This window comes from Allochromatium vinosum DSM 180, from assembly GCF_000025485.1.
GTDB classification, from domain to species: Bacteria; Pseudomonadota; Gammaproteobacteria; order Chromatiales; family Chromatiaceae; genus Thermochromatium; species Thermochromatium vinosum.
The window spans coordinates 3,107,908-3,128,544 of the sequence record NC_013851.1; the positions used below are offsets into that span (position 1 = coordinate 3,107,908).

Below are 20,637 nucleotides of genomic sequence, written 5' to 3' on the forward strand. Positions count from 1 at the left end.
GCTATCCGTCCTTAACCCCGAGCGCCGCCCGAGAGTGTGACCAGGGCGCCGCGCTCGGTACCGCCGCTACCGCCGGTCACGCGCGTTTCGGACTGAGGCCGCTCGCGTTCCTGAACCTGAGCATCGCGGAAGGCGCGGGCGCCGGCGAAGGCTCCCACGGGCGCGTCGCCGCGTCGGGTCGGGTTGCGGCTGTGCGCCGACTTGCCTTCGGTGCCGGTGACACGCTCGTTGCGGCCCCAATCGTTACCCGTGATACGCAGTCCGCCATCCAGACCCTCGCCGGTGATGCGTGGGCGTGCCGGTTCGGACTCAACGACGGTCTCCTCGATCGCTGCCGTCGACTCAATCGCCTTGGCCGGACGTGGGGACATCACGCTGCCGGGACGGGCCGGTCCGCTCTCGCGCCGTTCCTCGGCACGGCGGGCGCGGAAACCCTCGGTGCCCGTGACCCGGTTGCCGCCCATATTGAAGGGGCCGGTGATGCGACTGTGCTCTTCGTCGTAGTGGGTGCCGGTCACTGAGCGGCGTGCCGGCTGTGACTGGGCGGCACGCGCCGGGGTGTCGATGCTGAACTGGCCCCATTGACCGCCGCCGAGCGGCTGCGGGAAGTCGTCACTGCCCGGCAGGGCCGCGAATTCTTCGCTGCCGCAGGTGGCCAGAAGGTCGTCCCCGCCCAGATAGGGCGTGCCGGTCACGGGCTGGCAAGCGCCCTTGATGTCGCCGGTCATGGCGCCGCCGATCCCTGGCTGGAGTCCGGTGAGACCGAAGCCGGGGGTGGAGCGACCCAGCGGCATCCGCTCGGCAGTCTGACGCGCCGTCTCCGGGCCACAGTCTGAGGCGATCTGCTCGGCGCCCAGATAGGTGGTGCCGGTGACGATCTCGCAGCGTCCGGTCTCGTTGCCGGTGACGCGCGCCGTGCCGCTGACCAGACTGCCGGTCACGCTCTGGCCGCGCCAAGTAGTATCGAGTCCGACCTTGAGCGTGCCGACCGGCTCGGGACGGGTCTTGCAGACGCTGTCGAAGTGCTCGAAGCCGAGATATTCGTTGCCCGTCACCCGCTGGCAGTCACCCGATTCGACGCCGGTCAGGCTGGTGTTGCGTCCGATCAGCGAGCCGGTCACGGTGCGCCCGCTGAGGGTCTGGGTCTGACCGACCTTGGGCGGTGCGCCCTCGGGACCGGGCGCGGTGTAGGGCGTGCCGGTGAGCTGACGTCCGGCACCGGTCTCGTCGCCCGTGACCTTGGAGCTGCGTCCGACCTGATCGCCGGTGAGCGTCTGGCCGCCGCCGGTGGTTGTGACGGCGCTCTGGCGGTTGGGCGCGGGGGCCGGTCCGATGCCGCAGAGTTCCTGGAACACCTCGGCGCCCATGTATTCCGTGCCCGTGACCTGACGGCAGGCGCCAGTCTCATCACCCGTGGTGCGCCGGCTGCGCCCGACCTGGGTGCCGGTCAGGGTCTGACCGGAGGCCGTGGTGCTGACGCCGACCTTGGACGGTGCGTCACCGGGCCGTGCGCCGTTCGAGCGACGGGCGCGTCCCGTGGGGCGCGGACCGGATTCGCCGCACTTGCCGTGCTCGCAACGTTCCTCGCGGACGCGCTTGGCGATCTCACGTGAGCTGACCCCGGCATTGCGTAGCAGATTGGTCGTCGCCGCCTGACTGGAGCGTCCGCTCACCGAATCGACGCCGGTCTTGCCGCGTCCGGCCAGGGCGGCACGACGCGCCATCGACAGCATGCGACCGCGCGAAGGGGCTTTGGTCAGGGTCGCACCGCCGCGCGGACGACCATTACGCTGACGCTTCTCGTTGACTGGATTGGCGGTTGCACGCCGTTCAGTGGCGGGCCTGGGTGCGGAACTGTCCGTGGTCACGGTGGCCTGGTCGTCGCGTCGGCGTTCCGAACACGGTGCCTGCGGCTCCAGACCGGCGATGGCGCGACGCCGGGCGATCGAGGCTTCGCGACCCACGAGTCCGCTCAGATCGGCCTGATCCGCCGGTGCCGGACGCGCATAGCCCGGACGTCCGCGAGTGAGTTGGTCGCGCCGCGCCATCGAGCGCTTACGGCCTTCCGCCATGTCGACGGAGCGCCGGTTGCGTTCAGGTTTCGCTGGTGCGGGTTCCGAGGCGCTCAGACGCTCGCGGAGCGTCATGGGCACCGCTTCGCTGACCTGACCGCGCTTGGTGCGCCGCGTGTTCGAGTCTGTGTTCGTGACCGATTCAGGGTTCGGTCGACCCGTCTTACCACCGTTGGCGATGGCGCGGCGTTTGGCGATGGAGGCCGCGCGCCCCGTCAACTGTCGTTCTTGATCAGCCATGTCCGTGCCTGCCTCTTCGTGGATCGCTGCTGACTGCTGTCCAGGCTCCGGGCCTGGGGCCGATGTCGCTCGTCTTCTGATCGGCTTCTACGAATCAAGCACGATCCTCGATGTCATCGGCCGGCCCGGAGCGCGCCCCTCGCCCTCGTGTCCGCCCTCAGCGGGCGCGGTGCACCAGGAAGGAATGTCCCTTGCTCTGGGCGTAGGTGTCGTAGCCGACCAGCCGGACGTGATGGTCCGGATAGCTGCGCCGGCAGGACTCGATCTCGGTCAGGATCACGTTCGGATCCTGTTCGCCGAAGAAGGGCATCTTCCACATCGGCCAGTAATACTCGAAGGCGCGATCCGGATGCTCGTGCTCCAGCGAGGCGTTCCAGCCGTTGTCGAGGATGTAGAGGATCTGCTCCAGGATCTCCTCGCGGTTGAGCGGCGGCAGATAGGAAAAGGTCTCGTAGCGGCCGATGGTGGCGTGATCGCCCATGCTGCTCGCGGTGTTCATGATGTCGGGTTCCTCTCAAAGATGGACTGGGGACAGGGGTTCGTGGCTCAGGCCGCGTCGAGCTTGTCGACGACGTCGAACTCGAACTTGATCTCCTTCCAGGTCTCCATGGCGACGGCCAGCTCCGGGCTGTGACGCGCGGCATCGCTGAGCACTTCGCGGGCGTGCTTCTCGATCTCGACCCCTTCGTTGCGTGCCTTGACGCAGGCCTCGGTCGCCACACGGTTGGCTGCCGCGCCAGCCGCGTTGCCCCAGGGATGACCCTGAGTACCGCCGCCGAACTGGAGCACCGAGTCATCGCCGAAAATGGTCACTAGCGCCGGGATGTGCCAGACATGGATACCGCCCGAGGCCACCGCCATCACGCCCGGCATCCCGCCCCAGTCCTGATCGAAGAACAGACCGCGCGAGCGGTCTTCGGGGATGAAGGATTCACGCAGTTGATCGACGAAACCGAGCGTCGACTGCCGATCGCCTTCCAGCTTGCCGACCACGGTGCCGGTGTGCAGATGGTCGCCGCCCGAGAGGCGCAGACACTTGGCGAGCACGCGGAAATGGATGCCGTGCTTGGGATTGCGGTCGATGACCGCGTGCATGGCGCGGTGGATGTGCAGCAGCATGCCGTTGTCGCGGCACCAGTTGGCCAGACTGGTGTTGGCCGTGAAACCGCCGGTGAGGAAGTCGTGCATGATGATGGGCGCGCCGCATTCCTTGGCGAACTCGGCCCGCTTGAACATCTCCTCGCAGGTCGGGGCGGTCACGTTCAGATAGTGACCCTTGCGCTCGCCGGTCTCTTCCTGCGCCTTGCGCACGGCCTCGGAGACGAACTCGAAGCGGTTCTGCCAGCGCATGAAGGGCTGGGAGTTGACGTTCTCGTCGTCCTTGGTGAAGTCCAGACCGCCGCGCAGCATCTCGTAGACGGCACGGCCATAATTCTTGGCCGACAGACCCAGCTTGGGCTTGACGGTGGCGCCGAGGAAGGGACGGCCATACTTGTCCATGCGGTCGCGCTCGACCTGGATGCCGTTGGGCGGGCCGCCGCAGGTCTTCACATAGTGCAGCGGGAAGCGGATGTCTTCCAGACGCAGGGCGCGCACCGCCTTGAAGCCGAACACGTTGCCCACCAGCGAGGTGAGCACGTTGACGATCGAGCCTTCCTCGAACAGATCGAGCGGATAGGCGATGAAGGCATAGAAGCTCTCCTTGTCGCCCGGCACGTCCTCGATCCGGTAGGCGCGACCCTTGTAGTAATCGAGATCGGTCAGCAGATCCGACCAGACCGTGGTCCAGGTGCCGGTCGAGGACTCGGCGGCGACGGCGGCGGCGGCCTCCTCGCGTGACACCTTGGCCTGCGGCGTGACCTTGAAGCAGGCCAGCAAGTCGGAATCCAGGGGCACATAGTCCGGGGTCCAGTAGGTCAGGGCGTAATCTTTGACGCCGGCGTCATACGTCTTCGTGCTCATGATTTACTCCGTTCGATGGGTGCGGCCTGAGGTTGCGAAGACGATAAATAGGTCGAACTTCCAATACCAATCAATTAAAAGAATGGAAATCATCGACAAAAGTCGATGGATCCGGCGAGAGAGGGGATGACCGAAGAGTTGTGGACACCAACGAAGGTCAGCGTCCTGCAGGGTGCAGGACGCTGACCGGAAGAAAGGAGGCGGCGAGCGGCTGGAGGCTGATCGTCGACCGATCAGTGTGGACGATGGACCATGAGCGCGAGCCGACTGTGATAACTCACATCCTCGACGCTCAAACGGATGTGATGGTCGCAATGGGCCTGACGACAGCGCGCGATCGCACCGTGTACAGCGGCCATGTCGCCGCTGTAACAACTCGGCGGCTCCCAGGGCTCCCAGGCGGTGTATGCGGCCTGGACCCGCTCGGCATGTTCGATGGCGATGATGCAGCCGCGATGCAGACAGTGTTCGAGCTGGCCGAGCATCCGTGACTCGGCCGGCTGGAGGTGGGCGTCATGGAACCGGGCCGCCTGGAAGGGAGCGGCATGAATGGCGGCAGATGCTGTCGTCTGGGTGATGGCGGCGGTTGGCATCGGAACACCTCACTCGATCGAATTTGAAATCGGTAGGGAAGCCGACTGGCTTCCATCGTCGAGTCTTAGAGTAGTTCCTGAGTGCAAAAGTCGGAAATTGAGATTGTCCGCAAGCGACATCGAATCCGGTCGATGTCTCGGCGTCCGGCCGGTTCAAGACGCCTGATCGCACTCAGGCCACGACCGCCTCCGGCTTGTTCAAGAGAACCGGACGCGGACTCGCCGCCAACAACGCCTCGGCCCGCACCAGCGCCTCCTGCATGCTCGACACCACCTGATCGGCCGGCAGCCGCGCCGTGATCCCGAGCCGGTCGAGCCGTTGCCGGACATCGCCCTCGGCCCCGGCGATCAACACCTGACGTCCGGCATCCAGATCCTCCAGCACCAGTTTCTCCAGTGCCAGCGAGGACGACACGCCGAGTATGGGCACCTCGCTGAAGTCCAGGATCAGCACCTCGTGATCCTCCAGCACCGCATGCTGACGCGCGATCGCCTTGGCCAGACCGAAGATCAGCGGGCCGCCGAGCGTGAAGAGCAGGATGCGGCCGTCGGCGCGCTCCAGCACCGCCTGGGCGTCGAGCGTCAGGTTCTCGTGCTCGCCGGGATGCTGGATCGCGCGCACCGAACGGCTCTGGAGCCGGCTCAGCCGATCGATGGTCAGGACGTTGGCGACGAAGACACCGACCGCCACCGCCCAGATCAGATCGACGAAGACAGTGAGCGCGATCACGCCATACATGATCATGGCCGCGCGCAGCGAGACGCGGTGCGCGCGCTTGAGGAACGACCAGTCGATGATGTCCAGTCCGACCTTGAAGGCGATGCCGGCCAGCACCGCGAGCGGGATCTGAGAGGTCAGACCGGCGGCCCAGAGCACCACGACCAGCAGGATCAGGGCGCGCGTGATGCCGGAGAGCGCGCTGCGCGCCCCGCTCTGGATGTTGACCACGGTGCCCATGGTCGCTCCCGCACCGGCGATGCCGCCGCAGAGTCCGGACGCCAGATTGCCCAGCCCCTGCCCGATCAGCTCCTTGTTGGAATCGTGTTCCTTGCGCGTGAGGCTCTCGGCGATCACCGAGGTCAGCAGGGCGTCGATACAGCCGAGCACGGCCAGGACCAGGGCGTCGACGAGCATCAGCCGCCATTGCTCGGCGCTGAAGACGGGCATCTGGAGCGTGGGCAACCCGGTCGGGATCTCGCCGATGCGCCGCAGGTCGCTGCCGTCGAGCAGCAGGAGCGAGATCAGGGTGCCGAGCACCAGGGCCAGCAGTTGCGGCGGCAGATAGCTCTTGAGCCGCTTGGGGAAGAAGAGGATGAGCGCCAGGGTCATGAGCGCCAGCCCCGCCTCGGCCGGATCGACCTGTGTGACCAGATCGGGCAGCGAGCGCAGCGTCCCCAGGACACCGCCCGCCGGCGTGGCCTGACCGAGGAAGGGGCCGAGCTGGAGGATGATCATGATGAGCCCGATGCCGGTCATGAAGCCCGAGACCACCGTGTAAGGCATGAGCGTCACGTACTTGCCGAACCTGAGCAGGCCCAGGATGATCTGGAAGACGCCTGCCATCATGACCACGGTGAAGGCCATCGCCAGGCCATGTTCGGGATTGGTGGCGACCAGATTGGCGATGACGGCGGTCATGACCACGGTCATGGGTCCGGTCGGTTCGGAGATGAGCGTGGGTGTGCTGCCGAAGAGCGCGGCGAAGAGTCCGACCAGCACCGCGCCATAGAGTCCGGCGGCGGGTCCGGCCCCGGAGGCCACGCCGAAGGCCAGGGCCATGGGCAGCGCGACCACGGCGGCCGTCATACCACCGAAGAGGTCGCCCCTGAGGTTGTCGAAGCGGATGTCGTTGAGTAGTCGCATGGCTCGGCACCGATGGCTGTTGCATTCAGCCTATCTAAAGCGCCAATGGCCATCGATTCAAAGTGATAATATTGATGAAATACATCGAATATGATCGATGTATCCGAGTAACCGAGGCGATTCCAGCCCGCGCCCGGATCGAGAGCGCGGGTCAGCCGGAACCGCTATAGCCCATTGCGCCAATCCTGATCCTCACGGTCGAACAGCCGATTGGCCTCGACCGGTCCCCAGGAACCGGCCGGATAGGTGTGGATGAAGTCGCGCTCGGTCGCCCAGAGCTTGAGCACCGGATCGACCACCCGCCAGGCCCAGTCGACCTCGTCATAGCGCAGGAAATGGGTGTGGTCGCCCTCGATGACATCCAGGATCAGCGCCTCATAGGCATCGATGTGCTCGGGCGGCAGCACGCAACTGCTGGCATCCATGCGCTCGGTCTGGGTGCGCAGTTCCAGACCCGGCTGCTTGACCTGGATCTCGAGGCGCATGCACTCGTTGGGCTGGATGTTGAGCAGCAACCAATTGGGTTCGAGCCGTTCGATCGCCGTCGACTGGAACAGCCGCTGCGGCGGATGCTTGAAGCGGATGGCGATCAGCGAGTTGGTCTGACCGAGCCGCTTGCCGGTGCGCAGATAGAAGGGCACGTTGCGCCAGCGCCAGTTGTCGATATAGAGCTTGAGCGCGGCATAGGTCTCGGTGGTGCTGTGGCGCCCGATGCCGGATTCGTCGAGATACCCGGCGAGCCGGTTGTCACCCGCGCGCCCCGGCCCGTACTGGGCGCGAAACGCCTGCGCATGGACCGCCTCGCGCGCAATGGGCCGGATCGAGCGCAGCACCTTGACCTTCTCGTCGCGCAAGGCCTCGGCGTCCAGGCTCGGCGGCGGCTCCATGGCCACCAGCGCCAGCATCTGCAACAGATGGCTCTGGATCATGTCGCGCAGGGCGCCGACCCCATCGTAGAAACCGGCCCGGTCCTCGATCCCGCGCGACTCGGCGTGCGTGATCTGGACGTGGTCAATGTAGTTGCGGTTCCACAGGGGTTCGAGCATCAGATTGGCGAAGCGGAACACCAGAATGTTCTGCACCGTGCTCTTGCCCAGATAGTGATCGATACGATAGATCTGCTCCTCGTCGAAGCGACGGCGCAGCTGGCGATCCAGAATCTTGGCGCTCTCCAGGTCGAAGCCGAACGGCTTCTCGACCACCAGCCGTGACCAGCCCTCCTGTTCCAGATGCAGATCCTGCGCGGCCAGCGACTCGACGATGGTGGCGTAATGGCGTGGCGCCACGGCCAGATAGGTGAGTCGATTGGCCGGAAAGCCTTCCTCGCCCCGCAGACGCGCGGCCAGCGAGGCGACGTCCTCGGGCCGCTCCAGATCGCCGCCGACGAAGTGCAGCCGTTCGCGCAGACGCTGTGACACCGCGCCGTCCAGCCGACTGGCCAGGCGCTGGCTCAGGATCTCGGCCACCCGCTCGCGCCAGTCCTCGTCGGACCAGTCGCGCCGGCCGAAACCGACCACGCGGCTCTCGGGATGCAGACGCCCAGCGGCTTCGAGATGATAGAGCGCGGGCAGCAGCTTGTAGGCCGCCAGATTGCCCGTGGCCCCAAAGATCAGCAGTGTGCAGGGTTCCATCATCGGCCAGTTACCTCGATCCGGATCAAGTGTGCTAACGTGATGTCTTTCATGGGGTCTCCTCCCTTCACCTATGGCCGCCCGCGCCAACGCGCCCAGAACGAAACACACCGCATGGAGTCGTCATTCAGCCCCTTTGCCTTCCCGGCGCTCGAACCTGAGCGTCTGCGAATCCTCGTCGCCAGCAGCGAGGCGCATCCCCTGATCAAGACCGGTGGACTGGCGGATGTTTCCGCCAGTCTGCCGGCAGCATTGCGCCAGCTCGGCCATGACGCGCGGCTCGTCATTCCGGGCTATCCGCTCGCCATGCGTCAGCTGCGCGAGCCAAAGCCCTTGGGTGAGATCCGTGTCCCAGGCTACCGGACGGCCATCCGGCTGGTCGAGGGACGCCATCCCGATCACGACCTGCCGGTCTATCTGGTCGACGCGCCCGAGTATTTCGCGCGCGAGGGCAACCCCTACTGTGATCCGACCGGGCGCGACTGGGGCGACAATCCCGACCGCTTCATGCTGTTCTGCCGGGTGCTGGCGCTGATGGCGCAGGGGTTGCCGGCGATCGGCTGGCGCCCGGACGTGTTCCATGGCAACGACTGGCAGACCGGACTGGCTCCGACCCTGTTGCAGGAGGCGCCCTGGTCGCCGGCGCGCGTCTTCACCATCCATAATCTGGCTTATCAGGGACTCTTCGACCGCGCCACCTTCGATCGGCTGGAGCTGCCCCCGGCGCTGTGGAATCTGGCCGGACTGGAGTTCCACCAGCGCCTGTCCTTCATCAAGGGCGGCATCGTGTTCTCGGAACGCATCAACACCGTCAGTCCCACCTATGCCGAGGAAGTGCGCACGGCGCGCTTCGGCTGCGGACTCGACGGACTGTTGCGTCAGATCGGACAGCGCTTCAGCGGCATCCTCAACGGCATCGACTATCAGGTCTGGAATCCGGCCGGCGACCCGCTCATCCTCCAGAACTATGACGCCGAACGCTTCGGACTCAAGACCGAGAACAAACTCGACGTGCAGCGCGAACTGGGCCTGCCGCGCAGTGAGGATGCCTTCGTGCTCGGCTATGTCGGGCGGCTGGTCGAACAGAAGGGCGTGGACCTGATCCAGGCGATCCTGCCCGAGCTGCTGCAAGACCCACGGGTGCAGGTCATGATCCTGGCCTCGGGCGAGCGTCGCAGCGAACAGGCGCTGCTGGAGCTGGCCGCCGCCAATCCGCGTCAGATCGGCGTCTACATCGGCTATGACGAGACCCGCGCCCATCGCATCGAGGCCGGCTGTGACGCCTTCCTGATGCCCTCGCGCTTCGAGCCCTGCGGCCTCAATCAGATCTACAGTCTGAGATACGGAACGCCGCCGATCGTGCATCGCACGGGCGGACTGGTGGACACAGTGGTGCCGGCCACGCCGGAGAATCTGGCGAAGGGGACGGCCACGGGGTTCGTCTTCGACGAGCCGACACCGGCGGCCCTGCTCGGCGCCGTCCGCTGGGCGATGCGACTCTACCGCGACGACCCCGACGGCTGGCGCCGCCTGGCCGTCACCGGCATGTCACAGGACTTCAGTTGGGAGTCGAGCGCGCGCCGTTACATCGAACTCTACAACGACGCGATCGCCGATCGGATGGCGCTGGAGCACGCCCGCTCGGCGTGACTGGGGCTCAGGCCGCCTGGGCGGGGATGGAATCGCCGGTACGGATGACGCGGTTGTGCTCGTTGAGATAGACGAGGCGCGGCTTGAAGACGTCGGCCTCGGCCTCGGTCATGACGGCATAGGCGCAGATGATGATGCAGTCGCCGGGCGCAGCCTTGTGGGCCGCCGCGCCATTGACCGAGAACACGCGCGAACCGGCCTCGGCACGGATGGCATAGGTGGTGAAGCGCTCGCCGTTGGTGACGTTGTAGATCTGGATCTGCTCGTATTCACGAATCCCGGCCAGGTCCAGCAGTTCCTCGTCGATGGCGCAGGAACCCTCGTAATCCACTTCCGAATGCGTCACGCGCGCGCGATGGAGCTTGCACTTCAGCAAGGTCAGATGCATTTGACTCGATCCTCTCAATGGCCGCTCGGCCTGGGTCTTCAAAAACGTCGATGAAGACTATTGTATTTCAGTTGGCGTAAGTCTACAGCAGGCGTTGCTGCAATGCAGCAACATCGATCAATCCAGATTGACGCGCCGATTGTCGATCAGCCGCGCCCGCCCGAGATAGGCCGCCGCCAGAATGACCAGAGCACGATCCTCGGGACCGGCCGGAGCCAGATCCTCGGCACGGCGCACACTCAGATAATCCGGCCGCAGTCCCGCCGCCGCCAGCGCGTTCAGCCCCGTCTGCTCGGCGCGTTCGACCGGCTCGCCGGCGCGCAGCGCCTCGGCGGTCGTCTTCAGCACCTGATACAGCGCCGGCGCCAGCCCCCGTTCCTCGGGCGTCAGATAGCCGTTGCGCGAACTCATCGCCAGATCATCGGACTCGCGCGCGGTCGGTACGCCAACGACCTCGACCGGCAACGCCAGATCCTCGACCAGACGGCGGATCACCAGCAGTTGCTGGAAATCCTTCTCGCCGAAGAGCGCGACATCGGGCTGGACCATGTTGAGCAGCTTGCAGACCACGGTCGCCACGCCGACGAAGTGCCCAGGCCGGCTCGCGCCGCAGAGGATGTCCGAGATCCCCGGCACCTCGACCCGCGCATGGGTGTCCTGACCGCGCGGATAGATCTCGCGCACGCTCGGGGTGAACAGCAGGTCGCAGCCGGTCTCACCGAGCTGGCGACGGTCGGCCTCGAGCGTGCGCGGGTAGGCGTCCAGATCCTCGCCCGGGCCGAATTGCAGCGGATTGACGAAGATGCTCGCCACCACCCGGTCGGCGCGGGCGCGGCCCTCGCGCACCAGACTCAGATGGCCGGCGTGCAGATTGCCCATGGTCGGCACGAAGGCGATCCGCTCGCCGGCCGCGCGCCAGGCGCGAACCTGTGCGCGCAACTCGGCGACGCGTTCGACTTGGATCAGGCTTGATGGAGCGTGCGCTGTACTCGGCATGGTCTCGATCTCTCTATCCACCGGCTCAATAGGGTGTCTCGGCCGCAGCGGGGAAGCTCCCGTCACGCACCGCCGCCACATAAGCGGCCACCGCCTCACCGATCGACCCGCACCCCGGCATGAAGTCACGGCTGAAGCTCGGCGGACGACCGGGGTTCAACCCGAGCATGTCGTGCAGCACCAGCACCTGACCATCGCACCCGGCGCCGGCGCCGATGCCGATCACCGGGATACTGAGCGACCGGCTGATCTCGCCGGCGAGCGCCGCCGGCACGCATTCGAGCACCAGCAGGCTGGCGCCCGCCTCTTCCATCACCCGCGCCTCGCGCCGGATGCGCTCGGCGGACGTCTCGTCGCGCCCCTGGAACCGATAGCCCCCGAGCCGATTGACCGACTGCGGCAGCAGTCCCAGATGGGCGCAGACCGGAACGCCCTGCTCGGACAGACGGCGCACGGTCTCGGCCAGCCACTCGCCGCCCTCCAGCTTGACGACCTGGGCGCCGCCCTCCTGCATCAGCCGCGCGGCACTGTCGAGCGCGCGCTCGGGCGTGGCCGCCGCCATGAACGGCAGATCGACCACCAGCAGCGCCCGCTCTCGCCCGCGCGCCACCGAGGCGCCGTGATAGGCCATCTGCTCGACCGTCACCGGCACCGTGGTCGCGTGTCCCTGCAACACCATCCCCAATGAATCCCCGACCAGCAGCAGATCGACACCCGCGCGGTCGAGCAGACGCGCGAAACAGGCGTCGTAACAGGTCAGACTGGCGATCCGCTCGCCACGCGCCTTCATGGCGGCCAGCGTGGCGACGGACACAGGTGCAACGGACATCGTCGACTCCGGAATGCTAGAGGGGGATGGATCGCGTCAGCCGGCGGACTCGCCGCTCGAACCGGACGGCTTGCGACGGCGGCGCGGACGGCGCTTGCGGCGCGCGCCCGGCTCGGTCATGCGGGCGCGCTCCTGGCTGCTCGCGTCCTGGAAGCGCGTCCACCAGGCCGCCAGCTCGGGATCGGCCTCGCCGGCCTCGGCGCGCAGCACCAGAAAATCATAGGCTGCACGGAAACGCGGATGGGTCATGAGCCGATAGGGCCGCTTGCCGTCGCGCTGCTCCAGACGCGGCTGCAAGGCCCAGATCTCGCGCATCGGCAGCGAGAAGCGCTTGGGGATGGCCACCAGCGGCTGCTGATCGACGCAGATCTCGGAGGAGGCCAGCAGGATCGCCTCGATGGACGCCATGCCATGCGCGACCAGTTCCTCCCAGCGCCGCCGCACCGGCTCCCACAGCAGAATGGCATAGAGAAAGGCCGGCGTGATCGGCTTGTCCTCGGCCAGACGCTTGTCGGTATTGGTCAGGCCGCGACTGACGAAGGTGATCGGAAAATCGTGATCCTCGCGCGCCAGACAGGCCTCGGTCGCCGGGAACAGATGGCCGAAGAGTCCGTAGTGACGCAGCTTCTCGAACACCTCCAGCCCATAGCCGGAATGGAACAGCTTGAGCAGCTCGTCGAACAGGCGCGCGGCCGGAATGTCGCGCAACAGATGGCCCAGCTCGAACAGCGGCCGTTCGGTCGCCGGCTCGATGGTGAAGCCCAGCTTGCAGGCGAAGCGCACGGCGCGCAGCATCCGCACCGGATCTTCGCGATAGCGCTTGACCGGATCGCCGATCAGCCGCAGTCGGCCGGCGCGCAGATCATCGATCCCACCGGCATAGTCGATCAGGGCGAAATCGGCAATGTCGTAATAGAGCGCGTTGATGGTGAAATCGCGCCGCAGGGCATCTTCCTCGATACTGCCGTAGATGTTGTCGCGCACGATCAGACCGTCGCGCATCTGGCGATCGGCGTCTTCGCCGTCGTCCGAGCCGCTGCCACGGAAGGTCGCGACCTCGATGATGTCGCGACCGAAATGCACATGGGCCAGCCGGAACCGGCGCCCGATCAGGCGACAGTTGCGAAACACCTGCCGCACCTGTTCGGGCGTGGCGTCGGTGGCGACGTCGAAGTCCTTGGGCTCATGGCCCAGGAGCAGATCGCGCACCCCGCCGCCCACCAGGTGGGCCTGGAAGTTCTCCTGCCGGAGCCGATAGAGCACGCGCAGCGCCTGCTCGCTGATGTTGGCGCGCGAGATGTTGTGCTCGGGACGCGGCACCACGCGGGGCTGGCCGGGACGAATCGGAGCGGAATGAGGGTCGGAATCCTGCATGGATGTCTTCGTGGATGGTCCTTGTCATCGATCGTTCAAAAGCCGCTTGTCTAACGCGGCGAGCTGCGTATAATACGCCATTCTTGAACGATGTACCGCTCTCTTCGTCTAGTGGTTAGGACGCTGGCCTCTCACGCCGGTAACAGGGGTTCGAATCCCCTAGAGAGCGCCAAATTCAGAATCAAGGGCTTGGATGAAAATCCAGGCCCTTTTTTCATGCCCGGAAAATCTCCAGGCCGCAATGCAGACGTCGCCTCGGCACAAACGAAAACGGCACCGATAGCCAAGGCTATCAGTGCCGTTCGGACCTGCTCTCGACCGGCGGATCCGCCGGAGCGAATGGGCGATCGAGACGCGGGAGGTCTTACTGCCAGCCGAGACCGACCGAGAAGACGACCGCGTGGACGGCGATGGCCAGGAGCAGCAGGGCGTAGAAGATGGGCATCAGCCAGGTAGCCGGGTTCACGACCAGCCAGATCTTCCAATCGTCTTCGGGGTTACGCGGCTTTGCGACGTTGCTCATTGCATTGACCTCTCAAAGAAGGTTAAGACCGTTTTACCACCAAGGATTGGCGGCGATGACGAACAGGTGAGCCAGAGCGGCCAGACCGACGAACGCGGTGTAGGTCACTTTGAACTGCTCGTGGAATTCTTTGGCCTGCTGATCGGTAAGACCGGAAAGACTTGCCATGGACTTGGTCTCCATTGTGGGTTTGGCGTTGCCGCCGCCCTTGGTTTGGGCAGCCGGTTTTTTCTGTTCAGCCACTGAGTTGATGACTCCGAAGGAAATCGAATACTACCGCCTTCGTGACGCGCGGATGGAGGCGCGAATACTGTCTGCGCGGCCTCGCTCGAATCGCTGCTGCTTGGCTTCGAGACGTTCCGCTGCGCGGCAGGTGTCATCTTAGCTTGACACCGAGCAATGTCAACAGGAATTTACAAAAATCTTCTCAGGGGATACCCAGCCATTTGTGTGTCTGGAGACTCAGACGCCAGCGCGGACGGGCCTTGCAGTAGTCGACTGCCAGACGAGTATTCGCGTTGCTTTGCGGCCCATCCATGGGTTGCAGGAAGAAGTGCCGGAAGCCCAGCCCCTCGAACCGCTCGGGTTCCAGACCGGGCTGCGGGTAGATCAGCTTGAGTTCGTCGCCCTCGATCAATACTGTGGTTGCCCCCGCCTTGGGGCTGACACAGATCCAGTCGAGACCCGGCGGTGCCGGGCGGGTGCCGTTGGTCTCGACCGCGACCTCGAAGCCGCTCCCGTGCAGCGCGTCGATCAGCGGGGCGTCGAGTTGCAGCAGCGGCTCGCCGCCGGTGCAGACGACATAGGGCCGATCGCTCGCATCGGCGCCGGCTCCGGTCGGCCAGAGGGCGCGGAGGTGCTCGGCCAGCACGTCGGCATCGCGATACCGTCCGCCACCCTCCCCGTCAGTACCGCGAAAGTCGGTGTCGCAGAAACGGCAGATGGCGCGGTCGCGGTCCTGCTCACGCCCCGACCAGAGGTTACAGCCGCTGAAGCGGCAGAACACCGCCGCGCGCCCGGCCTGAGCGCCCTCCCCTTGCAGGGTGTAAAAGCTTTCCTTGACCCAGTAGCTCATGTCGGCAGCGCCGGACCCAGCTCGCCCCAGCACAGCGAGGCGCCGCAACCGGGCGTCGGTTGCAGATCGATGCGGTCGAGTTCGGGGAGATCGTCTTGGATGCGCTCGCGGATCCAGCGGATCAGGCTGCCCGGATCGGCCGCTTCCAGCCCGTCGAGCGCGTCGAGTCGGTGATGGTCGAGCCGGTCGTAGAGCGGCTTGAACAGGCGCTTGACATCGCCATAGTCGACCGTCCAGCCAAGCACCTGATCCAGCGGCGCGGTCAGGTGCAGCCTCAGCAGATAGCTGTGTCCATGCAGGCGCCGCCGCGCGTCGCCCTCGGGCGACCGCTCCAGACGCAACGCGGCCTCGAAGCGCTGTTCCTTCCAGATGCGATAGTGGGCGCCGTCGAAATGACAGCCGGCGGTCGCGGTCTCGTAGACCGTGACCCAGGACAGCGCCGGCAGTTCGGGCTTGAGCCGCGACCAGATCCAGCTCGACAGCCGCTCGCTGGTCGGATTCTCCAGACCGGGGATGTCGTTGAGACAGACCTGATGCAGCTCATCGTGCAGCGGCGTCCAGAGCGCGGCGAGCCGGTCGAAGTCGATGCCCATGTCCTGTCCGCCGAGATCCTGATCGGCGTGGAGGATGACCTCGAATCCGTGTCCATGCATCCGCCCACAGGGATGCCCTTCGGGCACGTTCGGCAACCGATGGGCCGACTCGAAGCGGAAGCGGCGCCAGAGATGAGCGTGGTCGGCGCCGTCGAGATCCGCGCCCTGATCGCGCGTGCTCTGGATACCGACGGAAGCGATACCGGGCACGTCGAGCCGGTCGCGCACCCAACGTGCCAGATTCTCGTCGGTCGGGATCGGCAGGATCGCATTGAGATCACGGTAGTCGAGCGGCTCGACGCAGCATGCGAGCGCGGCCTGAAGGTCGTCACTCTCGGCGCCAGGAAAACCGGCCCAGCCCAACGGTAGCTCGGCACGCACCTGCGCCAGAAAACTGTGACCATGCAGACGCCGGCAGCGATGCCCCTCGGGCAGGATGTCGACCCGACATGCCGCTTCGAAGGGGACGGCGGCGAGATGGAAGAGCCGGGCATTCATGCGCTCACCTCGAAACCTGAGAGCAACGGGTCGGCGACCCCGGCCTCGGCGAAGCCCTTGGCGCGTAACTGACAGGAGTCGCAGGCGCCGCAGGGCCGGCCGCCTGAACCGGGATCATAGCAACTGCTGGTCAGACCATAGTCGACCCCGAGCGCCAGCCCGGTACGGATGATCTCGGCCTTGCTCATCTCGATCAATGGAGCATGGATGCGATAGCGCTGACGCCCCTCGACACCGGCGGCCGTGGCCAGATTGGCCAGCTGTTCGAAGGCGGCGATGTACTCGGGCCGGCAGTCCGGATAGCCCGAATAGTCGAGCGCATTGACCCCGATGAAGATGTCACTCGCCTCCAGCACCTCGGCCCAGGCGAGCGCGAAGGAGAGGAAGACGGTGTTGCGCGCCGGCACATAGGTCACCGGGATGTCAGACTCCATCTCGCGTGGATCACGCCCCTTGGGCACCGCGAGATCCGCCGTCAGGGCCGAGCCGCCGAAGCGGCGCAGATCGATCTCGGCGATCACATGCTCGGTCACGCCCATGGATTCGGCCACGCGCGCGGCGGCCTCCAGCTCGACGGCGTGACGCTGACCATAGCGGAAGGAGAGCGCGTGCGGCACGAAGCCCTCGGCGCGGGCGATGGCGAGCGCCGTGGTCGAATCCAGACCGCCGCTCAGAAGGACGACCGCCGGTTTCATCGCTCGACCTCGCGCACTGGAGCACGCGCGCACTTGGCGTCGACCGCCGGATTGGGCGACACTTTGGCCACCCATCCCTCTCTGGTATAGGAATGATGCAGGAACATCGAATCAAACTCTGGGATCTTCCGACCCGTCTCTTTCACTGGTTGCTGGTGGTGCTGGTGGTGTCCGCCTTCGCGACCGGGCTGACGGGCGGACGCTGGATCGACTGGCATGGCTGGATCGGACAGGCCATCTTCGGATTGATCATCTTTCGTCTCGTCTGGGGCTTCATCGGTTCGACCTATGCCCGCTTCAGCCAGTTCGTGCACGGCCCCAAGACCATGCTCGTCTATCTGCGCGGACGCTGGCACGGCATGGGGCACAATCCGCTGGGCGGGATCTCAGTGATGGTGCTGCTGGCGCTGATGCTGTTCCAGAGTCTGACCGGGCTCTTCGCCACCGACGACATCGCCTTCTCCGGGCCGCTCAAGTCACTGGTCTCCAGCGAGACGAGCGTCTGGCTCAGCAGTCTGCACCGTCAGGCCATCTGGATCATCGGTGGCTTCGTCGGCCTGCATGTGCTGGCGACACTTTTCCATACCTGGGTGCGTGGTGACAACCTGATCCGGCCCATGCTCACCGGTTACAAGATGACCCGCGAGCCGATGGCGCACTCGGCCAAGGGTGGTGGACTGCTCGCGTTCGTGCTGGCGCTCGCCATCACGGCCGGCGCGGTCTGGATCGCCAATGGCGGACTGCTGTCGCCTCCGCCACCCGCGCCGACGGGAAGCGTACCGGATTGGTGACGAACGCAAAAAGGCCGCCCGATTCTTCTTGGGCGGCCTTCTGCATGATCGGGTGCGGATCTCTAACGACGATTCCCCACCGAGTAAGCCGGCATCGCTACGCTCTGCCTGTCCCACTCTTTTCGGGAAATCGCCCCGGGATCACTTGGCCCGATACTTCTCGTGGCACGATTTGCACGCGGCGCCGACATCGCCGAAAGCGGTCTTGACCGCCTCGGCCTCACCGGTGGCGGCCACTTCAGCCAGCGTGTTGGCCGCACCGACGAACTCACGCGCAATCTTGCCGACGTCTTCCATGTTCTGGAAGAACTCGGGCTTCACGCGGGTCTTCACGTCGCCGACATTCTTGTCGGTGCCCGGACCATAGAGCGCGCCCATGCCGGAGTTGGCGATGGCGGCGATGACGTTGGCGGCGGCCTCGACCTGAGCGGCGTTGTATTCGCCCTCCAGGTTCGCCTTGATCTTGCCCATGTTCCAGCCCATGAATTCGTAGCCGGCCTGACGGGTCTCGATCTGCTCCTCGGGCGAGAGGCCGGCGGCGATGGCAGAGCTGGCGAGGCCAAGGGCCATGAGACCGGCGGCGGTGCTGGCTAACACGTGTTTCATCGGACAATCTCCGTTGTTGGTCGATGGATGTGGATGGAAAAGCTTGAGTCTGGCGCCATTCTTCCGAAGCAGCGCGGGAGGCGCTTAGATCGGGGCGACACCCGGATGGTTCAAGTCGAGAACCGGCAAGGGTGTCCGCAGTGTGGCACAGATGGCGCACAAAAGTTCCAACCCGGCCATCGGCCCGCCGCCGCGCGCCCCAGATTCGGCGTTTGACGACGAGGCGTTGGCGTCTGGGCGACATCAGTCTAGACTGCCCGCAACCAGGATGATAGCGAACCAAACATGCACGAACTCTCACTCTGTCAGGCGCTCATTGATCAGGTGACGAACATCGCCCGCGAGCATGGCGCAAGCCGTGTCGATCGCATCCGGCTCAAAGTCGGCCCGCTCGCCGGGGTCGAGCCGATGCTGCTGCAACAGGCCTATCCGCTCGCTGCCACCGGCACGCTTGCCGAAGACGCCGAACTCGTCATCGAGCCGGCCGAGATCCGGGTGCAGTGCAGCCTCTGCGGCGCCGAGACCGAGGCGCGGCCGAACCGGCTGCTGTGCGGAGCCTGCGGTGCTTTCCAGACCCGGCTGGTCAGTGGCGACGAACTGCTGCTCGAAAATCTCGAACTCACGATCCCCGATTGAACGGCGTCGAAAATAACGGTTGCATTCGCCGGGGATTCGCGTATGGTGGCAGCTCATACACCACGCGCCATCCGGTCGGCGCGGCCCGTCTCTCGGTTGATCTCCCGCCCAAGGCTCACCCGTCGCGACTCTCACGTACCCTACGCCTAGACCGGCCCAGACGAGTATTCCTGGGTAGGCCGACCCAGGAGCATTCATGTCGTTTTCCGCGCTCGGCCTCTCGGCCGAACTGCTGCGTGCGATCGCCGCGCAGGGCTACACTCAGCCCACGCCGATCCAATCCAAAGCCATTCCCGCCGTTCTGGCCCGCCGCGACGTACTCGCCGCCGCCCAGACCGGCACCGGCAAGACCGCTGCCTTCACCCTGCCGATGCTGCATCTGCTGAGTCAGTCCACCCAGCGTCAGCGTGCTCCGCGCGCCCTGGTCCTGACTCCAACCCGCGAACTCGCGGCCCAGGTCGGCGAAAGCGTCAGCACCTATGGTCAGCATCTGCCGTTGCGCGCACTCCAGATCTTCGGCGGCGTCGGCATGGTGCCCCAGACCACGGCGCTGCGTCGCGGCGTCGACATCCTGGTCGCCACGCCGGGCCGGCTGCTCGACCACGTCGGCCAGGGCCATGTCGACCTGTCCAAGATCGAATTCTTCGTCCTGGACGAAGCCGACCGCATGCTCGACATGGGCTTCATCCACGACATCCGCCGCGTGCTCAAGCTGCTGCCGTCCAAGCGCCAGAATCTGCTGTTCTCGGCCACCTATTCACGCGAGATCGAGCAACTGGCCATCGGCCTGCTGCACGACCCGCTGCGCATCGAAGTCGCTCCGCGCAACACCGCCGCCGAGACCGTGACCCAGGTGGTCCATCCGGTGGCGCGCGAAGCCAAGCGCTCGCTCCTTTCGCATCTGATCCTTCAGGGCGACTGGCAACAGGTGCTGATCTTCACCCGCACCAAGCACGGCGCCAACCGGCTGGCCGAACAGCTCGGACGCGACGGCATCACCGCCGCCGCCATCCACGGCAACAAGAGCCAGGGTGCCCGCACCCGCGCGCTCGCTGATTTCAAGAGCGGCGCCCTGCGCGCCCTGGTCGCGACCGACATCGCGGCGCGCGGACTCGATATCGACCGCCTGCCGCATGTGGTCAACTTCGAGTTGCCGAACGTACCCGAAGACTATGTACACCGTATCGGCCGCACCGGACGCGCCGGCTCGGACGGCACCGCCGTGTCGCTGATCAGCCCCGACGAACGCGGACTGCTGGCCGGTATCGAGCGTCTGCTCGGACGGCGCATCGACGTCCAGCGCATCGACGGCTTCGAAGAGCGCGGCTCGACCGACGAGACGCTCCAGGCCGATGCCCGGCGTCAGTCGCAGGCGCCGCGCAAGCATCACGCCCGCCCACGTTCCGACGGACGCGGCGAGCAGAGCGGCAATCGCGCCCAGACCCAGCATCCGCGCAGTCACGCCCGCAAGAGCGGACGCGGCGGCAGCTCGCGCCCACGCGCGACGGTTTGATGTAGGTTCGAGGACACAGTTTCGCGGAACGGCTCAGGCCGAACCGCCACCACTCCAGCCGGCGGGCGCATCGGCCGGCAGCGGAGCTCCTTTTAATCGATGCGCAGT

The 20,637-nt window shown here is 65.8% G+C and carries 20 protein-coding genes and 1 tRNA gene; 5 read left to right on the forward strand and 16 right to left on the reverse strand.

Annotated features, from left to right (window positions below; translation table 11 throughout):
- Nucleotides 1-11: 11 nt before the first annotated feature.
- The 6 genes from ALVIN_RS13725 to zwf form a co-directional block, all read right to left on the reverse strand.
- Nucleotides 12-2,312, reverse strand: coding sequence for a CsoS2 family carboxysome shell protein (locus ALVIN_RS13725; protein WP_012971925.1), 2,301 nt, complete (start codon nt 2,310-2,312; stop codon nt 12-14).
- A 157-nt stretch (nt 2,313-2,469) separates the two neighbouring features.
- Complete coding sequence (locus tag ALVIN_RS13730) at nt 2,470-2,811, reverse strand: ribulose bisphosphate carboxylase small subunit (RefSeq protein WP_012971926.1); 342 nt, start codon at nt 2,809-2,811, stop codon at nt 2,470-2,472.
- Nucleotides 2,812-2,858: 47 nt separating this feature from the next.
- Entirely contained in the window at nt 2,859-4,274 is a 1,416-nt protein-coding gene (locus tag ALVIN_RS13735) for a form I ribulose bisphosphate carboxylase large subunit (RefSeq protein WP_012971927.1), read from the reverse strand.
- A 233-nt stretch (nt 4,275-4,507) separates the two neighbouring features.
- The gene (locus ALVIN_RS13740) at nt 4,508-4,867 is read right to left on the reverse strand and encodes a ribulose bisphosphate carboxylase small subunit (RefSeq protein WP_012971928.1); all 360 of its coding nucleotides are present in this window, start codon (nt 4,865-4,867) and stop codon (nt 4,508-4,510) included.
- Nucleotides 4,868-5,039: 172 nt separating this feature from the next.
- On the reverse strand, nt 5,040-6,731 hold the full coding sequence (gene bicA / locus ALVIN_RS13745) for a bicarbonate transporter BicA (protein WP_012971929.1): 1,692 nt from the start codon (nt 6,729-6,731) through the stop codon (nt 5,040-5,042).
- A 164-nt stretch (nt 6,732-6,895) separates the two neighbouring features.
- Nucleotides 6,896-8,365 (reverse strand): glucose-6-phosphate dehydrogenase, encoded by a 1,470-nt coding sequence (gene zwf / locus ALVIN_RS13750; RefSeq protein WP_012971930.1) that lies wholly within the window; start codon nt 8,363-8,365, stop codon nt 6,896-6,898.
- A gap of 111 nt (nt 8,366-8,476) precedes the next feature.
- On the opposite strand from zwf, the gene glgA reads away from it, so the two are divergent.
- Nucleotides 8,477-10,012: a glycogen synthase GlgA gene (gene glgA / locus ALVIN_RS13755; RefSeq protein WP_012971931.1), complete on the forward strand. Its 1,536-nt coding sequence runs from the start codon at nt 8,477-8,479 to the stop codon at nt 10,010-10,012.
- A gap of 7 nt (nt 10,013-10,019) precedes the next feature.
- On the opposite strand, the gene panD is transcribed toward glgA, so the two are convergent.
- The 4 genes from panD to pcnB all read right to left on the reverse strand — a co-directional run bounded on the left by panD (nt 10,020) and on the right by pcnB (nt 13,599).
- Complete coding sequence (gene panD / locus ALVIN_RS13760) at nt 10,020-10,400, reverse strand: aspartate 1-decarboxylase (RefSeq protein WP_012971932.1); 381 nt, start codon at nt 10,398-10,400, stop codon at nt 10,020-10,022.
- Between the two features lie 117 nt (nt 10,401-10,517).
- Nucleotides 10,518-11,396 (reverse strand): pantoate--beta-alanine ligase, encoded by an 879-nt coding sequence (gene panC / locus ALVIN_RS13765; protein WP_012971933.1) that lies wholly within the window; start codon nt 11,394-11,396, stop codon nt 10,518-10,520.
- A 25-nt stretch (nt 11,397-11,421) separates the two neighbouring features.
- A complete protein-coding gene (gene panB, locus ALVIN_RS13770; RefSeq protein WP_012971934.1) occupies nt 11,422-12,225 on the reverse strand; it encodes a 3-methyl-2-oxobutanoate hydroxymethyltransferase in 804 nt (267 codons plus the stop codon).
- 36 nt (nt 12,226-12,261) lie between these two features.
- Entirely contained in the window at nt 12,262-13,599 is a 1,338-nt protein-coding gene (pcnB, locus tag ALVIN_RS13775) for a polynucleotide adenylyltransferase PcnB (RefSeq protein WP_012971935.1), read from the reverse strand.
- 97 nt (nt 13,600-13,696) lie between these two features.
- Here pcnB and ALVIN_RS13780 point away from each other — a divergent pair.
- Nucleotides 13,697-13,771, forward strand: a tRNA-Glu gene (locus ALVIN_RS13780).
- Nucleotides 13,772-13,963: 192 nt separating this feature from the next.
- Here the strand turns inward: ALVIN_RS13780 and pufA are convergent.
- The 5 genes from pufA to queC form a co-directional block, all read right to left on the reverse strand.
- A complete protein-coding gene (gene pufA, locus ALVIN_RS17230) occupies nt 13,964-14,122 on the reverse strand; it encodes a light-harvesting antenna LH1, alpha subunit (protein ID WP_012971936.1) in 159 nt (52 codons plus the stop codon).
- Nucleotides 14,123-14,155: 33 nt separating this feature from the next.
- Nucleotides 14,156-14,290 (reverse strand): light-harvesting antenna LH1, beta subunit, encoded by a 135-nt coding sequence (pufB, locus tag ALVIN_RS13785; RefSeq protein ID WP_043796339.1) that lies wholly within the window; start codon nt 14,288-14,290, stop codon nt 14,156-14,158.
- Nucleotides 14,291-14,549: 259 nt separating this feature from the next.
- The gene (queE, locus tag ALVIN_RS13790; RefSeq protein WP_012971938.1) at nt 14,550-15,197 is read right to left on the reverse strand and encodes a 7-carboxy-7-deazaguanine synthase; all 648 of its coding nucleotides are present in this window, start codon (nt 15,195-15,197) and stop codon (nt 14,550-14,552) included.
- Nucleotides 15,194-16,288, reverse strand: a complete 1,095-nt coding sequence (locus tag ALVIN_RS13795; RefSeq protein ID WP_012971939.1) for a 6-carboxytetrahydropterin synthase — start codon at nt 16,286-16,288, stop codon at nt 15,194-15,196. The genes queE and ALVIN_RS13795 overlap by 4 nt, the downstream gene beginning before the upstream one ends.
- The gene (gene queC / locus ALVIN_RS13800; protein ID WP_148217522.1) at nt 16,285-17,058 is read right to left on the reverse strand and encodes a 7-cyano-7-deazaguanine synthase QueC; all 774 of its coding nucleotides are present in this window, start codon (nt 17,056-17,058) and stop codon (nt 16,285-16,287) included. Before queC ends, ALVIN_RS13795 begins: the two co-directional genes overlap by 4 nt.
- 17 nt (nt 17,059-17,075) lie before the next feature.
- On the opposite strand from queC, the gene ALVIN_RS13805 reads away from it, so the two are divergent.
- The gene (locus ALVIN_RS13805) at nt 17,076-17,774 is read left to right on the forward strand and encodes a cytochrome b/b6 domain-containing protein (RefSeq protein WP_317623696.1); all 699 of its coding nucleotides are present in this window, start codon (nt 17,076-17,078) and stop codon (nt 17,772-17,774) included.
- Between the two features lie 141 nt (nt 17,775-17,915).
- Here the strand turns inward: ALVIN_RS13805 and ALVIN_RS13810 are convergent, their stop codons facing one another.
- The gene (locus ALVIN_RS13810) at nt 17,916-18,380 is read right to left on the reverse strand and encodes a c-type cytochrome (protein WP_012971942.1); all 465 of its coding nucleotides are present in this window, start codon (nt 18,378-18,380) and stop codon (nt 17,916-17,918) included.
- Between the two features lie 285 nt (nt 18,381-18,665).
- On the opposite strand from ALVIN_RS13810, the gene ALVIN_RS13815 reads away from it, so the two are divergent.
- The gene (locus ALVIN_RS13815; protein ID WP_012971943.1) at nt 18,666-19,016 is read left to right on the forward strand and encodes a hydrogenase maturation nickel metallochaperone HypA/HybF; all 351 of its coding nucleotides are present in this window, start codon (nt 18,666-18,668) and stop codon (nt 19,014-19,016) included.
- Between the two features lie 196 nt (nt 19,017-19,212).
- Nucleotides 19,213-20,529 carry a DEAD/DEAH box helicase gene (locus ALVIN_RS13820; RefSeq protein ID WP_012971944.1) on the forward strand — a complete coding sequence of 439 codons (1,317 nt, stop codon included), beginning with the start codon at nt 19,213-19,215 and terminating at the stop codon, nt 20,527-20,529.
- The last annotated feature ends 108 nt before the right edge of the window (nt 20,530-20,637 follow it).

Bases quoted from the DNA above. Each gene is read 5' to 3' on its own strand.
- ALVIN_RS13725 (WP_012971925.1), bottom strand. From the start codon at position 2,312: ATGGCTGATCAAGAACGACAGTTGACGGGGCGCGCGGCCTCCATCGCC.
- ALVIN_RS13730 (WP_012971926.1), bottom strand. From the start codon at position 2,811: ATGAACACCGCGAGCAGCATGGGCGATCACGCCACCATCGGCCGCTAC.
- ALVIN_RS13735 (WP_012971927.1), bottom strand. From the start codon at position 4,274: ATGAGCACGAAGACGTATGACGCCGGCGTCAAAGATTACGCCCTGACC.
- ALVIN_RS13740 (WP_012971928.1), bottom strand. From the start codon at position 4,867: ATGCCAACCGCCGCCATCACCCAGACGACAGCATCTGCCGCCATTCAT.
- bicA (WP_012971929.1), bottom strand. From the start codon at position 6,731: ATGCGACTACTCAACGACATCCGCTTCGACAACCTCAGGGGCGACCTC.
- zwf (WP_012971930.1), bottom strand. From the start codon at position 8,365: ATGATGGAACCCTGCACACTGCTGATCTTTGGGGCCACGGGCAATCTG.
- glgA (WP_012971931.1), top strand. From the start codon at position 8,477: ATGGAGTCGTCATTCAGCCCCTTTGCCTTCCCGGCGCTCGAACCTGAG.
- panD (WP_012971932.1), bottom strand. From the start codon at position 10,400: ATGCATCTGACCTTGCTGAAGTGCAAGCTCCATCGCGCGCGCGTGACG.
- panC (WP_012971933.1), bottom strand. From the start codon at position 11,396: ATGCCGAGTACAGCGCACGCTCCATCAAGCCTGATCCAAGTCGAACGC.
- panB (WP_012971934.1), bottom strand. From the start codon at position 12,225: ATGTCCGTTGCACCTGTGTCCGTCGCCACGCTGGCCGCCATGAAGGCG.
- pcnB (WP_012971935.1), bottom strand. From the start codon at position 13,599: ATGCAGGATTCCGACCCTCATTCCGCTCCGATTCGTCCCGGCCAGCCC.
- pufA (WP_012971936.1), bottom strand. From the start codon at position 14,122: ATGAGCAACGTCGCAAAGCCGCGTAACCCCGAAGACGATTGGAAGATC.
- pufB (WP_043796339.1), bottom strand. From the start codon at position 14,290: ATGGCAAGTCTTTCCGGTCTTACCGATCAGCAGGCCAAAGAATTCCAC.
- queE (WP_012971938.1), bottom strand. From the start codon at position 15,197: ATGAGCTACTGGGTCAAGGAAAGCTTTTACACCCTGCAAGGGGAGGGC.
- ALVIN_RS13795 (WP_012971939.1), bottom strand. From the start codon at position 16,288: ATGAATGCCCGGCTCTTCCATCTCGCCGCCGTCCCCTTCGAAGCGGCA.
- queC (WP_148217522.1), bottom strand. From the start codon at position 17,058: ATGGGTGGCCAAAGTGTCGCCCAATCCGGCGGTCGACGCCAAGTGCGC.
- ALVIN_RS13805 (WP_317623696.1), top strand. From the start codon at position 17,076: ATGATGCAGGAACATCGAATCAAACTCTGGGATCTTCCGACCCGTCTC.
- ALVIN_RS13810 (WP_012971942.1), bottom strand. From the start codon at position 18,380: ATGAAACACGTGTTAGCCAGCACCGCCGCCGGTCTCATGGCCCTTGGC.
- ALVIN_RS13815 (WP_012971943.1), top strand. From the start codon at position 18,666: ATGCACGAACTCTCACTCTGTCAGGCGCTCATTGATCAGGTGACGAAC.
- ALVIN_RS13820 (WP_012971944.1), top strand. From the start codon at position 19,213: ATGTCGTTTTCCGCGCTCGGCCTCTCGGCCGAACTGCTGCGTGCGATC.